Here is a 13,590-nt window from a genome sequence, read left to right as displayed (position 1 = left end):
GAAGGTAACATGGCGACTGGGAGGTGTAACGTCAAGGTGACTTTTAAATCAGTCCGATTTCACCCAGCCGTTCCAGCAGATAGGCGTGGGCCGTCATCGGTTCGGGATAGCGGTTTGGAGTGTCCTCGCTGATGCAGCCGGGCAGGGTCTCAATCAGGAAATCAGGATTGAAGTGCAGGAAGAAAGGCGTGGAATAGCGTGAAAACGCCATGCGTTCTTTCGACGGGTTCACCACACGGTGCGTGGTGGACGGATACATATGGTTGGTCAGGCGTTGCAGCATGTCGCCGATATTGACCACCAGCGCGCCTTCGGGCGGCTGCACCGGCAACCAGGCGCCGGTCTTCGTCTTCACTTGCAGGCCCGCTTCTTCCGCGCCTAGCAACAAGGTGATGACATTGATGTCCTCATGGGCGCCCGCGCGCACGCCTGACGGATCGCCATCGATGGGCGGATAGTGCAGAAGGCGCAGGATGGAATTGCCGTCATTGACGGTTTTGGAGAACCAGTGCTCCTCAAGCCCGAGATCCTTCGCCAGCGCCTGAAGCAGCACGGCCCCCATCTCGTCGAGAGCCGCGAACAGCGCCTGCACGCTGTCATCGAAGCGCGGGAGATCTGACACAGGCACATTGGGCGGCATCACATCTGAATAGGGATGGCCCTCGGGCAGAGCCCTGCCGTGGTGCCAGAATTCCTTGAGGTCCTTCTGGTCCATGCCTTTGGCGTTTTCGGTGCCGAACGGCGTGTAGCCGCGCTGGCCGCCGCCGTTTTCCACGGCATAGCTTCGCTTGGCGGCTTCGGGCAAAGCGAAGAAGGCTTTCGCGTCCGCAAGCGCACGGTCAATGACGCCCTGATCAACGGGATGATCGCTGATCACGGCGAATCCGGTTTCACGAAAACTCGCGCCCAGTGCGCGGGCGAAAGCTGCGGGATCCTCACCGGCGAGTTTGAACGACACCGGTTCGAGGGTCTGGTCAGTCAAGATGATATCGGTCATGGCGCGCTCTTTAGCGGTCCCTCGCGGGCTCGTGAAGTCGCAATGTCTTGCACGAATGGTCGCAGACCCCGACATTTGTCGCCAACAGCTGTTTCACAGGGCATGGAGATTAGAATGACCCAGCCGATCGAGCTCTATTACTGGCCGACCCCGAACGGATGGAAAGTCACCATCGCGCTTGAGGAAATGGGTCTTCCCTATGTGGTCAAGCCGGTCAATATCGGTCTGGGCGAGCAGTTCGAACCCGAGTTCCTGAAAATCAGCCCCAATAACCGCATGCCGGCCATTGTGGATCCGGACGGTCCGGACGGACAGCCGATCTCGATCTTTGAGAGCGGCGCCATCTTGCAATATCTCGCGCGCAAGACGGGTCAGTTTTATGGCTCCAATCCGCGTGAGCAGGCGGCGGTCGAGGAATGGCTGTTCTGGCAGATGGGCGGACTGGGGCCGATGTGCGGTCAGGCGCACCATTTTCGCACCTACGCCAAGAAGATCGAGCCTGACGAAACCAAGCTCGAATACGGCAAGGCCCGCTACACCAATGAAGTGCATCGACTGTACGGCGTGATCGAGCGGGACCTTGAAACTCGTGACTATCTGGCGGGTGATTTTTATTCCATCGCCGACATGGCCGCCTGGCCCTGGATCCTGCCTGAAGGTCAGGGCCAGGATCTGGACGAGTTTCCGCGCCTGAAAGCCTGGGTCGAGCGCGTGGGCGCGCGAGAGGCGGTGAAGACCGGCCGAAGAGTGGGCAAGGATTTGTTCCAATCACTCGATGAAGACAGCGAGGACATGAAAAAGGCGCGCGCCGTCCTGTTTGGTCAGCGCGCCAAACCTTAACGAATTGTAAATTTGGCTTCCCCTTGACCCTCAACCCGCATAATTTGGGTGGGAGGGACAGGGGGACATCCAATGTGGGCGCAGACAGACCGGTCTCGCACCTATAGCGAGCGCTATGGCGCGCGTTCGCCATGGCTGTCAGGGCCTGTACGGGCTGGAGCCTATCTGGTCTGGCGCGGCGTCTTCGCCAGCCTTCGGCCCTTACTGTTTCTCGGGCTGCTCATCGCGGCGGCCTGGATTGCGTATCGCGGCCTGGAGACGGCGCCCGACGGCGCTCTGCAGTTTTCGAAAAGCTTGAGCGACCAGTTTGACGCCGCGCTTTACGAAGCGGCCAGGTCTGCGTCAGCGGGTCCTGTGCTAACGCGATGGAATGCAGAGCTGACTCACTCCTTGCGCCCGGGCCCGACGGGCGGCCCGGACCTACTGCGCGCGCAATCATTCGCCGCGAGCCTTCCAGCCATGATGGGAGAGGAGGCGCTGGCGCTTCACCTGATGCGTCATGAGCGGCGCCCGGACATGATGCAGGTGGATCTGGTCGCCATGCCCGTCTGGCGGCGCAGCCAGATCGTCACGGGCGTTCTGCGTGCGCGGAGCGATGACGCGCACCGACTTGGGATTGATCCGGTCTGGCTGATTGAGAGCAGCCCTGATGTGCAGCATCGCTACGCCCGTGCGCAGCGCCTTTACGGCGCCAGCCTGCAGGCGGCGGAGCACTGGTTCGTTCGCCCCGGGTCTCAGGCCCTGAACCTTGAGGCGTTCGCGGACCTGACGACAGCGCAGGCGACCGACCCGGTCATTCTGCCTGATGCGCGTGAGGTGATCGCGCTCGGATGCGCACTGGCTCGCATCCATGGTCAAACTGTGCCGGCCTGCACCCGAGCGCGACCTGCGCCTGTATCCGCAGACCCTGTGCGCACGGCTTTGGCTCTGTCAGTATATGATCCTGAGCTTGAAGCATCGGCTGTCCGTCTGGCGCTTGCGGCGCGGGCTGCAGGGCGGCTGGAGGGTGACTGGCTTGAAGCCTTGCTGTTGGGACAGGCTGTGCCTGAACGCGACTTGCGGCTTCTGACTGCGCTGATGCCTGTGCTGGCCGAGGCTGACCGTTATTACGCCCAGCCTGAGGCCTGTGCGGAGGCCTGCAGACGGGCGATGGCGGAGTTTGCGACACGCGCCGGCTATGACGGTGACGCAAGGCGAGACTGGTTTGCGGCTTATGACCAGGTGCGCCGCCAGGACGGCGCGTTGGTCACTATTCGGGTGTCGGACATATTGACGGAGGCTGACTCGCTTAAGGCGCTGGTGCGGATCAGCGCGATCAGCGAGGGGCGTTTGCTCGCCGCTAGGGTGCTTCTTGGCCGTGAGCTGACGGAGCTGGACGGCGCTGACACTTATTTTTGGCGCGCTGCAGAACGATTGAACATCATCCTGGCGGGCGCGCTCGCAAGCCTGGCCTTGCTGCTTTTGGGAATCGTTTTGATTTCAGGGCGCTTTCGGCGTTCAGGCGGCGCTCCGGGCGCGTTTGAACGCTTCGACGGACAGGTCAGCCGGTTAATATTGGGTAGGAATATCTAACGGAATTAAAGGGTTAATCGGCGTTATTCTTGAGAGTCTTTAACCCTGTGGTCACCCATCATACGCATTCTGATCTTGCATAACGGGCCACCGAAAAGGCTTCGGGTGCATGGTGGGATGCGGAGGCGACACGGATGAAAAGTCCGGCCCTCCGCCAACGATGGGAAGACTAAAATGGCTTTCACTGACGTGGAAACGGCGCAAGTGCATGATGCGGTCAAAATGGACCCGACCGGCGATGATCTGTGCAAGCTGGGCCTGTTGTATTCGACCGGCCAGTGCGGCGTGATCGATTACATTGAAGCGCACAAATGGTTCAACCTGGCCTCTCTGATGGGCTCGGACACCGCAAAATACTATCGCAGCGAAGTTGCGGCTGAAATGGATGGCGATCAGCTCGCAGCGGCTCTGACCGCAGCGCGCGAATGGCTTTCCACCCGGCACTAGGACTGATCGAGCCATGATCGCCGCCAGAAGCGACAGGCTCGATCCGTCTGCATTCCCTTAGTTCGAATTGAACACCTGATCGGCCAGGGCATATGCGAAAGCATTGTCGAGCGGCAGGATGTTCCGAATGTAAAGCTCTGTGAAATCGTTGATTTCAGCGATTGCAGTGCGGGGTGCGAAGACAATGTCGTGCCGAGCCAGCGGGATGACATCCGCAGGCGCGCCTTGTTGGGCGTCACGCACATTGACCGTCCGCATCATGACGCCGCCGTTTTCGGCGCGGCGTAGCACCACAACCTGACGCAAGCGCGCGCGATTATTGGCGCCGCCGGCGAGGGTCAGGGCTTCCAGCACGCCCATCCGCGGGCTGACCATCTCATAGACGCCCGGATTGCGCACTTCGCCGCCCACGAGGATTTGCTGTGCGCCAAAGCTGGCGGGCCGCACTTCCACGATCGGATCGCGCAGGACGCGGACATAGCGGTCCGCAATGGCGCGCGCGGCTTGCGGCCCCGTCATTTGCGCCACCATCACCGACCCCGCCAGCGGCAAGCTGACACGGCCATCGGGTCCAACGGGCAAGGTGCGGTTGAGCTCTTGAGCGGTGTGAACCACCACTTCCACCTCGTCGCCTGGAAATAGGCGATAGGCGGGCGCGGTCTCATCCCAGCTTTGAAACCGGTTGGGCTCAAACCCCTGTTGCGGAGTTTGCCGCGGCGTTCCCGCGCATGCGCCCAGCATCAAGACGCCCAGGCCGGACAAGACAGACCGTCGTGTTGGCGATTTCATGCTGGCGACTCCCCTAATCATATCTTCACCATGAAAGGCGGCGGCTAAGGAAAAATTAAGCGCAATCGCGCCAGATGCACCTATGACGTCAATGTCTTCAGACACCAGAGCCGGAGAACTGGCGCGGCGCGAGCTGGATCTTGTGGATCTGGTGGCGATCGCGTGGACGCAGCGCCTGTTCATCATCCTGATTACGCTCCTGGTTTTCATCCCGCTTGCGGTTTTGGCGTATGTGAGTCTGACGCCGAGCTATACGGCGGGCAGCCGGTTGCTGGTGATCATGGATGACGAGGACCTGACGCCCGGAGCCGCCGGCACAGGCGGCGAGTTCATGTTTGACCAGATCATGCAGTCCGAAGCGGACCTTCTGGCGTCAGAAGAAGTGCGCCGGCGCATGCTGATCGAACTGACGGGCGCCGCCGACCCTCAGCAGCTCAAAACGCTGGGTGAGGGGTTTGGTGTTTCCAGAGCGCCGAACGCCAGTTTTTTGATCGCGACATTCAAGAATGAAGACGCCGACGTGGCCGCCAATACGGTGAACGCCATTGTCGACGCTTATTTGCGGTATCGGGTCGAGCTTTTGACGGGCGGATTCGAAGGGGGCGTGCAGGCGCGTCTGGACGCCGCCGAGCGGGACGCCCAGGCGGCTCAACAGGCGCTTCGGACATTCCTGGCGGACAACGCCATCACCGATTTTGAGACCGAGCTGAACTCGGCCCTGGGCCGCCTGGCCGATCTTCAGGGGCGCAAGCTGGCGGCGGACGCCGATGCAGCCCAGGCGCGCGCTCTGGCGCAAGCTCTGGAGCAGCGCCTTCAGGACATCCCTCAAACCATTGAACTCTATGTCGAGAATTCAGTGACGGGTCAGCTTCTGGATCTTCAGGTGCGGCAAGCTGAATTGATGGCGCGCTATCAGCCGGACGCTCCGCCTGTGCTCGCTGTCGAGCGCGAGATCGAGGCGCTCGAGCGCTTTGTCCAAGAAGGGCGCGCCAATGGCCAGGGACAACGCCGCACCGGTGTGAACCCGATCTGGCAGGAGCTGGAATCCTCGCGCCTGCAACAAGAATCCAACGCTGCTGGCCAAGAGCGCCTGGCCTCTTCGCTGAATGCGCAATTGCGCGCCGCCCGTACGGCAGTGGAGCGCTTTCGCGCCTTGCAATCTGAGTATGATCGTCTGACCCGTGCGGTTTCGGCGCGATCTGCAGCCGCGGATCAGTTGTCGGTTCAGGCCGCGGACGCCATGGCGCGACGCGATATGCCGCCCGGCGGCGCGGACGCCATTCGGATCGTTTCACGCGCCACGCCGCCGGTTCAGGCGCAATCCAATCGAAAGCTCGCCGTCATGGCGGTGGGCGTGCTGGCGGGCGGAATCGCGCTTCTGCTCGGGTTGATCCGGGGTTATGTCGCTGCGGTGCGCCAGGCTGCGCCCCCACAACGGCCCAACCCGCCAGAGCCGCGCGCGCCTTCCAATGAGCGTCCAGAAGCAGAGCCAGCGCCAGAGCCTCACTATCAAGCGCCCCGGCGCACACCCGTGCCCGTGCTTGCGCGGGTTAGTGATGCGCGCTGACGCGGAAGCGCTCCGTTAACCATTCGCGCATACATCTGTCTGTTGAGTAAACAGGCGTGGTCGTCGCGTATGAGCATTGAGCGTGAACTTGAGGGGCTGGCCCGGCGGTTGACACCGCAGGGCATGGCTGCGCGCGCCGTCATGATCGCGCCGGTCAGCGCCTCCGCCGGCGCCTCGACTATCGCCGCCGGTCTTGTGCGCGCGGCTGTGGCGCAAGGCGTGAAACCGGTCTGGCTTTACGATCTCGATTTCAAGAACAACCCTCAATCTGATGAGTTTCGTCTCAATGGTCAGGCGTATTCCGGGGCGCTGTCTGGACGGCGCTTCTGGCGGACCGTGCCGGACAACGCCGGACGCGTAGCGCTGCGGCGGGTCGAGGATCAGCCGATTTATGTCAGCCGTTTCGAACGCGCGCCCGGACAAGTGCGCAGCCTGACATTTCTGGACAATGCGGAATACTGGAACCGGGCGCGTCACAGCGCCGGGCTGACGGTGGTGGACGCTTCGTATCAAAGCGCGGCGATCCCGATCATCGCGCCGAATATGGACGGGGTGATTCTGGTCGCGGATGCGCGCAGCGATGGTCGCGCCGCCACGGAAGCCGCCGCCGATCGATTGCGGGCGCAGGGAGCGCAGGTCTGGGGCGTTGTCGTCAACCGCACCCGGACAGCGGCGACGGCGTGAGCGCGTTCGCGCTCGCGGATCGCTGGCGGGCCTCCTTGCCGCGCTTTCGCTTTGCGCTCGCGCTTGAAGCCGGGCTCGCTGTCTTTCTGATTTTCATGTTCTCAAGCGCCTTGTTCTCGCTGATTTTTGGCGGCGATGAGGAAGGCAGCCCGATCCTGCGACTGATCTGGCCTCCGGTCTATCTTCTGACCCTGATCCTGGTGGTGATGCGCCCGGTTCCGGTTCTGGGCCTGATGGCGCGCGCCTGGCCGTTGGTGATCCTTGCAGCCTTGCCCATGGTCTCGGCCTTCTGGTCGCTGGACGCGGGGTTGAGCCTGCGCAGGGGCTTGGGCGTTTTGATGCCGGCGGTGTTCGGGCTGTGGCTGGCGAGCCGCTATGTCTGGACCGATCTGATCCGCTTGCTGGCGCTGTCGCTGGGTGTGCTCGCCGTCGGTTCGTTGATCATGGCGGTGCTGTTTCCCGCTTATGGCGTGATGAGCGAGATCCATCCCGGCGCCTGGGCGGGGCTCTGGGAGCAGAAGAACCGGCTGGGCGCGGTGATGGCGATCACCACTATGGGCGCCATGGCCGCAGCCCTGACGACGCCCTATCGCCGCGAGGTGCGCTGTTGGGGCGCTCTGGTGATCCTGGCGATCTTTCTGGTGCTGATGTCCACATCCAGAACCGCACTGATGGCCTGTATGATCGGGTTTGCCGGTCCCTTGATGATCTACTGTGCGCGCCAGGGTTTCATTTGGGCGGCGCTCGCGGTGTTCAGCGGTCTGATGGGCGTGTTTGCGCTGATCCTTGTGATCACGATCGGCCCAGGCGTCATTCTGGAAGCGCTCGGGCGAGACCCGACCCTGACCGGCCGCACAGACATCTGGGCGGGGCTGATCCGCGCCGTGGCCGAGAAACCGTGGACAGGGTTTGGCTGGGGCGTGTTCTGGCTGGAAGAGGAAGGCCCGGTCTATTGGGTGCGTCAGGCGACCCAGTGGGAGGTGCCGTCTGCGCACAATTCCTGGCTGGAGATCGCGCTCGGGCTGGGCGTGCCGGGGGCGGCTTTGGCGTTCGGGGTCTATCTTCTGGGACTGGGGCTTGCGCTGAAACGCCTGTTTTACGGTGTTGAGACCTATTGGGCGCTACCTGGCATGGCGATCTGGGGGCTGACCAGCCTGTCGGAAAGCATCTTCATGACGACGAACGGCTTCACCTGGTTGCTGTTCTGCATCACCTTCAGCAAGCTCTGCGCCCGCCGCGAATCCTAGGCGCTCGCGCCGTAAAGGCGCGGGGATAGCGCTTCAAACCATATCAATTTGCCCGCCCCCTGAGCGGCTTTATCCAGACAATTGGCTGCAGCCTTGGCGGAGATCAGACGCGCAACCGGGGCGCAGGCGCCGAAAACCAGCATCTGAACTGCGCCAACGCCCATCCAGAACGCGACGCCCGCCCAGGTGCGGGGGTTTTGCGCACATATTTGCGTGGGTCCCTGACCATAGGCGAAGCTGCGTTCCAGAAGCTTGCCCCAGCTCAGTCTGGGGGCCTGCACATGCTCAAACACATCCGCATCCGCCGCCCAACCAAAGCAGACGCCCTGCGCCTGCAGTTTCTGAAACAGCATGTCATCTTCGCCGCCGATTTCATTGGCCGCGTGATCAAAGACGGGTGAGGGCAGCTCCAACGCCTCGCGGTCAAACAGGGCGTTGCCACAGCCATGCGGCTTGTCGATTACTTGGGTCTCTGTCGGTCCCAGCCTGGAGTACAGTCGCTGCGTGTAGGCGGCGCGGACGCCGCGTTTCAGCGGGTCGGGCAGTTGGGCGATGACCGGCCCGAACACGATCGGCGCATCCAGAGCCTCACGAGCGTCCAGCAAGGCTGCGAGCCAGTGCGGGCTGGCGGTCTCGTCATCATCAAGCTGGGCGATATAGCGTGCCTGTGTGTGCGCAAACCCGCTATTGCGGGCATTTGAGACGCCTGGATTGGGTTCATGCACATATGACAAATGTACGGGAGCGCCGTCTGACAACTGATCCACAGCCGTCTTCGCGCCGCCCTGCGGATCATTGTCCACAATCACGATTTCATCGGGCAGGCGGGATTGCGTAAACACGCTGCGCACCGCGTCTGACAGCGCGTCATTGCGCCGATAAGTGGGGATCAGGACAGCGACGCTCATGCGCGCGCCTCGATGGCGTCGAGGGCGGCTGACTGCGTCATCACCTGGGCGCCCGAGTGTTCGACAGCGTGCAGGACCACGTCCAGGAACTCCGGTGTGCAGCCCCATTCAGAGGGCTGGTGTTGAATGTCATGCCCGTAAAAGATCAACCAACCCGGATTGCGGGCCGCGTCCTTGACCGCGGCGACGGCGCGTTTGAGCCCGGCGTCACCGCCGTCCAGAGGCACGGATTTGAGCAAGCCGCGATCCGCCACGCCGCGATTGATCCCGGGCTGCACGCCGCGCAGGCTGGAATAGGTCTCAAGCAAACGTTTCTTGGCCTGCGGGGTCGCTTCTCCATAAGCGAAAGCATAGCTGGTCGGCGCCTCATCCAGTCCGGCCGCTTTGAGATAGGCGCGATTGCGTGCGGCGTCGGCCATAACGGTTTCAGCGGGCAGGCGAGACGCGTCGAGATGGCTGTAACCGTGACACGCGATCTCATGACCTTCTGTTTTCAGGGTCAAAAGGTCCTGCGGGTCAAACAGTTCGCCATGATGATTGGTGACGCCCGCCAGACCGCCGCTGACATAATAGGTCCCGCACCAGCCGCGCGCTTTCAGACGCACAGCGCCCAGTTCCAGCGCCGAGCGCGGAAAATCGTCAAACGTGAAGGTGACAATGGGGCGCTCGAGATTGATCTTCAGCGGGGTGACGCCGAGCCGACGCGTGAGTTGTTGCTGCACACGCCCCGCCAGTCCGCCGCGCGGGCGATAGACGATGTCGTCAGGATTGCATTTCGTCTGGGTCATGCGCGCCCCTTGGGCAGATCGCGGGCGGCTGCGCCCGCACGAAAGAGTTTCAGGGCCAGAACGCGGAGTGCCAGCGGCGCCCAGGCGGCTTTCGCCAGCGTCTCGCCCATCATACGAGCGGGTCTGGCCAATCGCGTCGCTTGCACTTTACGCGCCAGTCGCGCTCCGGGGCGGTTTTCATACTCGGGATGACGGATGAGAAGGCGGGCGAAATTGCTGCCTGCGCGGTCAAACTTGTCGATTAATGTCGGCACGTCCTGCAAACCGCCATGAGCGGCGGGCGCGTCCACATGGCCCAGCTCGCCCTGTCGGGAGGCGCTGAGCGCCCAGTCCACATCTTCCCAGCCCCATCCGGTGTAGCCTTCGTCAAAGCGGCATAGCGCGAACAGGCTGGCGCGCACCGCGAGGTTGGACGAGCAGACCGCCGCCGCCCCCAAGGCCGATCGCGTGGCCGCATCCGGCGCGTCAGAGGCGTGGGCGAGGGCGGCGTGCACAGTTTCTGCTGCAGACCGCGGCGAACTCGGCGCATACCCCCCAAACAGGGCGTCACAGGTGGTCTCAGCCAGATGATGTCGCCAGCGCGCCAGAAATCCGGGCTCGATTTCCATATCGGCGTCCAGAAACAACAGCCAAGCACCTTGGGCCGCGGCGCCAAGATGATTGCGCGCGGCTGAACGGCCCAGATTGTTCGGGCTGGTGATCAGTTTGATCGCGGCGCCGGAGCCCAGCACGACCTCTTTCACCCTGTCAGAGAGCGCAGGGTCAGGAACGCCGTCGTCAAACAGAATGATCTCTGTGTGTGGATCGGTCTGGCGGCTCAGCGCGTCAAGCAAGGGGCGGGGATCATCGCCATAGAAGGGGATCAGCACGGACAGGGCGACCGCATGCGTGCCAGCAGAAGACGAGCGCGTCATCTGGAGGGTCTGGACGGTCATGCTGCGGCCCTCCGCCCCAGTCGATTGGCGATTGTCGTTGCCAGCCAGCGTCGCGCGCCCAGTCCGTCCAGCGCCAGCAAGATGACAGCATAGCTGACGGCTCCAAGTGCCACGTGCACGACGAGATCTGTAATGACCAGGCCGGTCGACGGGGCATAGATCAGAGCGACCGCCATGCCCGTGGTGGCGAGCGCAGCCTTGCTCCATTCGCGCACGGGGATTGGCATGGGAAAGATGCTCCGCCCGTGAAGGGCGCAGGCGACAAGCGCAATGGCATAGGCGGCCACGGTCGCCCAGGCGGCGCCGTAAAGCCCCAGAAGCGGGATCAGAAGCGCGTTCAGCGCCAGATTGAGCACGGCGGAGCCCGTCATGATGAACGCCATCGAGCCAGTGCGACGGCCCAGCGTGTACGCGGTGTGGAAATAATGGGTCATGATGCCATTCATGAGCCCTGACAGGGCGATTAGCGGCACGATGGAGGCCGCGCTATCGGCCAGCTCTTCCCCGATCATCAGCCGCGCCAGATCGGGGGAGACCAAAGCCAGCCCGGCGGCGGCGGGAAAGCCGATGGCGCCCATCAGCGCGCCGGTGCGGCGGGCGACGTCTTGCGCCGCCTTTCGGCCGTCATGTTCAAGCGCGGCGATCAGCAAAGGGCCAGTGGTCATGCCCAGCCATAAAAAGACGATGCTGAGCGAGCGATCCGCCAGCGCATAGCCTGCCGCATAGGCGCCGGTGGCGGCTTCACCCAGATAGGCGGCGATCAGGAACCGGTCTCCGCTGGTCAGAAGCTGCTCGAAGATCAGGGAGAAGGCGATCGGGCCGCCATAGGCGAAAAAGGCGAAGATGCGGGCGCTTTGGGCGCGGTCGCGTTTGGCCTTGCGCGCCAGGGCCGGCAGGTCAAAGACCAGTGCGAGGCCGGACGCCAGAGCGAGACCGGCCAGCGGACCCGCCGATCCCAGATCTGTGAACAGCGTCAAAGCCGCGCCAAAGGCGAACCCGCCCGCCAGAGAGAAGGTTTCAAGCGCGGAATACCGCCAGGCTTCCCCCGCTGCGCGGCGGGTCTCCAGCGCGATCATGACGCCCGCGCGCAGCAGCAGATAGGCGAGCGCATAGGCGCTGGCGGTCTTGAGCGCGGGCGATAGGTCGAGCACCAGCAACAGCACGCCGCCCACAATGGCGACGGGCGCGGCAATCATCGCAAACAGGCTGAGAGCGGTGAACAAATGTCCGCCCAATCGCCCGCGGGCGCTGGCGCGAGCGTGATAGCGCGCCACGGCGGCGTCGAGCCAGGTGAAAATCAAGGTGCTGATCAACGCCGAGCCTGTCAGCACCAGCATATATTGGCCGTAAGCGTCTGGCGTCAGCAACCGGGTGAACACAACCACGCTGCCAAAGCCCACAAGGGCCTGGGCCAGATAGACCGGCAGATAAGCCAGAAGGTGACGGTTCAGCATGGGCGGTCCAGGGTCCGGATCAACATGAAGCGCGCCATGCAAGAGCGCGACCGGTCCCAAGCTTGCCTCACAACACTGAAAAACGGCTAAACGCGCGTGATTTTGTGCCGAACCGGGCCAGATCGGGCGTTCGCCAAGCCTTTGTTCAGTCTTGTCTGTCAGGACTGTTGCAGAATGAAACGGGGACCGGGATGCAGATGCTGAGCGTGGACGTTCTATCACCGCAAGATCTGAGCGATTGTGAGCGTGACGCCTGGCGCGCCATGACCGCGGCCAATCCCATCCTCAAAAGCCCGTATCAAACGCTGGGATATCTCAACGCCATCTCGTCGGCGCGCCCCGATATCAAGGTCGCGGTGATCCGCAAGGGGGCGCGCCTTGCGGGCTTTTTCGCCTTCCAGAAAGGGCCGATGGGGCATGCGCGCGCGCCCGGCGGCGTGGTTAATGATTGCCACGGGATCATCTGCGCGCCTGATGAAGACATCGCGCTGTCGCATGTGCTGAAGCAGGCGGGGATTACGGTCTTTGATTTCCGCGACAGTCTGGCGGCTCAGGCCCCGTTCCGCCGCCATGCCCAAAGCATTGAAGGCGGCTGGGTAATTGATGTGTCAGAGGGCTTTGACGCCTATGTGGCGAGCCGAAAAAAGCTGGGCGGCAATACGTTTCGCAGCGCCATCGGCGCGCCGAAAAAGCTTGCCAAGGAAGGCGCTCTGACCTTCCGCTTTGATGATCGCCGACCAGAAACGCTTGAGGCGCTTTATGCCTGGAAGTCTGCGCAATACCGCGAATCCGGCTTTCCGGATCTGTTCGCGCTGAAATGGGTGCGCGATCTTTTGGAGCAGCTCTGGCGGCAAGATCGTTCAGAGGGCGCAGGTTTGATGTCCACGCTGGAGCTTGATGGGCGTTTGGCGGCGGTGCATTTCGGCCTGATCGGGCCTGAGGTTCTGCATTCGTGGTTTCCAGCCTATGACCCGGATTTCGTCAAGCTGACGCCGGGCAATGCGCTGTTGATTGAAATGCTGAAAGCGGGCGCAGAGGCGGGCGTTCAGGAAGTGCATATGGGGCCCGGCGAGGGACGTCAGAAACAGGCCATGGGCTCATTTCAGGAAGGTCTCTCCACCGGCTGCATCACTCAGCCCGGGCTTGTGGGCTGGACACGCCAGTTGGCGGAACGGATCGAACAGACTGCCGAGCCCTTGCCGCTGGGGCCGTTGGCGCGGGCGCCGGGCAAGGCGTTTCGCAAGATTGACCGGATCGCCGCGCTTTACGGCGTCTGATTGGGCCTGATCGCAGCCTGCGCTTCGGGTTGTGATTGCCGCGCTTGGGCGGTTCGCGCTAAACCGCTGGCAACAGATCGCGCCT

13 protein-coding genes are annotated in these 13,590 nt (G+C 62.8%); 7 read left to right on the top strand and 6 right to left on the bottom strand.

Going from position 1 to position 13,590, the window contains the following annotated elements:
* Positions 1-43: 43 nt before the first annotated feature.
* Entirely contained in the window at positions 44-997 is a 954-nt protein-coding gene (locus tag ACP154_RS13005) for an isopenicillin N synthase family dioxygenase (RefSeq protein WP_421858488.1), read from the bottom strand.
* A gap of 114 nt (positions 998-1,111) precedes the next feature.
* Here ACP154_RS13005 and ACP154_RS13000 point away from each other — a divergent pair, with 114 nt between their 5' ends.
* From ACP154_RS13000 to ACP154_RS12990, 3 genes are all read left to right on the top strand, one after another.
* The gene (locus tag ACP154_RS13000) at positions 1,112-1,837 is read left to right on the top strand and encodes a glutathione S-transferase family protein (RefSeq protein WP_421858491.1); all 726 of its coding nucleotides are present in this window, start codon (positions 1,112-1,114) and stop codon (positions 1,835-1,837) included.
* A gap of 72 nt (positions 1,838-1,909) precedes the next feature.
* The gene (locus ACP154_RS12995) at positions 1,910-3,409 is read left to right on the top strand and encodes a hypothetical protein (protein ID WP_421858493.1); all 1,500 of its coding nucleotides are present in this window, start codon (positions 1,910-1,912) and stop codon (positions 3,407-3,409) included.
* Positions 3,410-3,583: 174 nt separating this feature from the next.
* A complete protein-coding gene (locus ACP154_RS12990; protein ID WP_107713347.1) occupies positions 3,584-3,856 on the top strand; it encodes a hypothetical protein in 273 nt (90 codons plus the stop codon).
* 57 nt (positions 3,857-3,913) lie between these two features.
* Here ACP154_RS12990 and ACP154_RS12985 read toward each other — a convergent pair whose 3' ends face one another.
* Positions 3,914-4,645: a polysaccharide biosynthesis/export family protein gene (locus ACP154_RS12985; protein WP_421858495.1), complete on the bottom strand. Its 732-nt coding sequence runs from the start codon at positions 4,643-4,645 to the stop codon at positions 3,914-3,916.
* 82 nt (positions 4,646-4,727) lie between these two features.
* Here ACP154_RS12985 and ACP154_RS12980 point away from each other — a divergent pair, with 82 nt between their 5' ends.
* The 3 genes from ACP154_RS12980 to ACP154_RS12970 all read left to right on the top strand — a co-directional run bounded on the left by ACP154_RS12980 (position 4,728) and on the right by ACP154_RS12970 (position 8,143).
* On the top strand, positions 4,728-6,212 hold the full coding sequence (locus ACP154_RS12980; protein ID WP_421858497.1) for a GumC family protein: 1,485 nt from the start codon (positions 4,728-4,730) through the stop codon (positions 6,210-6,212).
* A gap of 69 nt (positions 6,213-6,281) precedes the next feature.
* Positions 6,282-6,896 (top strand): hypothetical protein, encoded by a 615-nt coding sequence (locus tag ACP154_RS12975; protein WP_421858500.1) that lies wholly within the window; start codon positions 6,282-6,284, stop codon positions 6,894-6,896.
* A complete protein-coding gene (locus ACP154_RS12970) occupies positions 6,893-8,143 on the top strand; it encodes an O-antigen ligase family protein (RefSeq protein ID WP_421858503.1) in 1,251 nt (416 codons plus the stop codon). The genes ACP154_RS12975 and ACP154_RS12970 overlap by 4 nt, the downstream gene beginning before the upstream one ends.
* On the opposite strand, the gene ACP154_RS12965 is transcribed toward ACP154_RS12970, so the two are convergent.
* Genes ACP154_RS12965 through ACP154_RS12950 form a run of 4 tightly spaced genes read right to left on the bottom strand, consistent with a single transcriptional unit; the run spans position 8,140 to position 12,228 of the window.
* Positions 8,140-9,051: a glycosyltransferase family 2 protein gene (locus tag ACP154_RS12965; RefSeq protein WP_421858506.1), complete on the bottom strand. Its 912-nt coding sequence runs from the start codon at positions 9,049-9,051 to the stop codon at positions 8,140-8,142. The genes ACP154_RS12970 and ACP154_RS12965 overlap by 4 nt on opposite strands.
* Positions 9,048-9,839, bottom strand: coding sequence for a polysaccharide deacetylase family protein (locus tag ACP154_RS12960; RefSeq protein ID WP_424993788.1), 792 nt, complete (start codon positions 9,837-9,839; stop codon positions 9,048-9,050). The genes ACP154_RS12965 and ACP154_RS12960 overlap by 4 nt, the downstream gene beginning before the upstream one ends.
* Positions 9,836-10,774, bottom strand: coding sequence for a glycosyltransferase family 2 protein (locus tag ACP154_RS12955; RefSeq protein ID WP_421858511.1), 939 nt, complete (start codon positions 10,772-10,774; stop codon positions 9,836-9,838). Before ACP154_RS12955 ends, ACP154_RS12960 begins: the two co-directional genes overlap by 4 nt.
* Complete coding sequence (locus ACP154_RS12950; RefSeq protein WP_421858514.1) at positions 10,771-12,228, bottom strand: lipopolysaccharide biosynthesis protein; 1,458 nt, start codon at positions 12,226-12,228, stop codon at positions 10,771-10,773. The genes ACP154_RS12955 and ACP154_RS12950 overlap by 4 nt, the downstream gene beginning before the upstream one ends.
* 191 nt (positions 12,229-12,419) lie before the next feature.
* On the opposite strand from ACP154_RS12950, the gene ACP154_RS12945 reads away from it, so the two are divergent.
* Complete coding sequence (locus ACP154_RS12945) at positions 12,420-13,505, top strand: GNAT family N-acetyltransferase (RefSeq protein ID WP_421858517.1); 1,086 nt, start codon at positions 12,420-12,422, stop codon at positions 13,503-13,505.
* The last annotated feature ends 85 nt before the right edge of the window (positions 13,506-13,590 follow it).

The sequence above is a fragment of the Oceanicaulis sp. genome (assembly GCF_965249665.1).
Classification (GTDB): Bacteria; Pseudomonadota; Alphaproteobacteria; order Caulobacterales; family Maricaulaceae; genus Oceanicaulis.
Note: the sequence above shows the minus strand (reverse complement) of the source record. Positions and strands in the feature narration are given on the sequence as shown.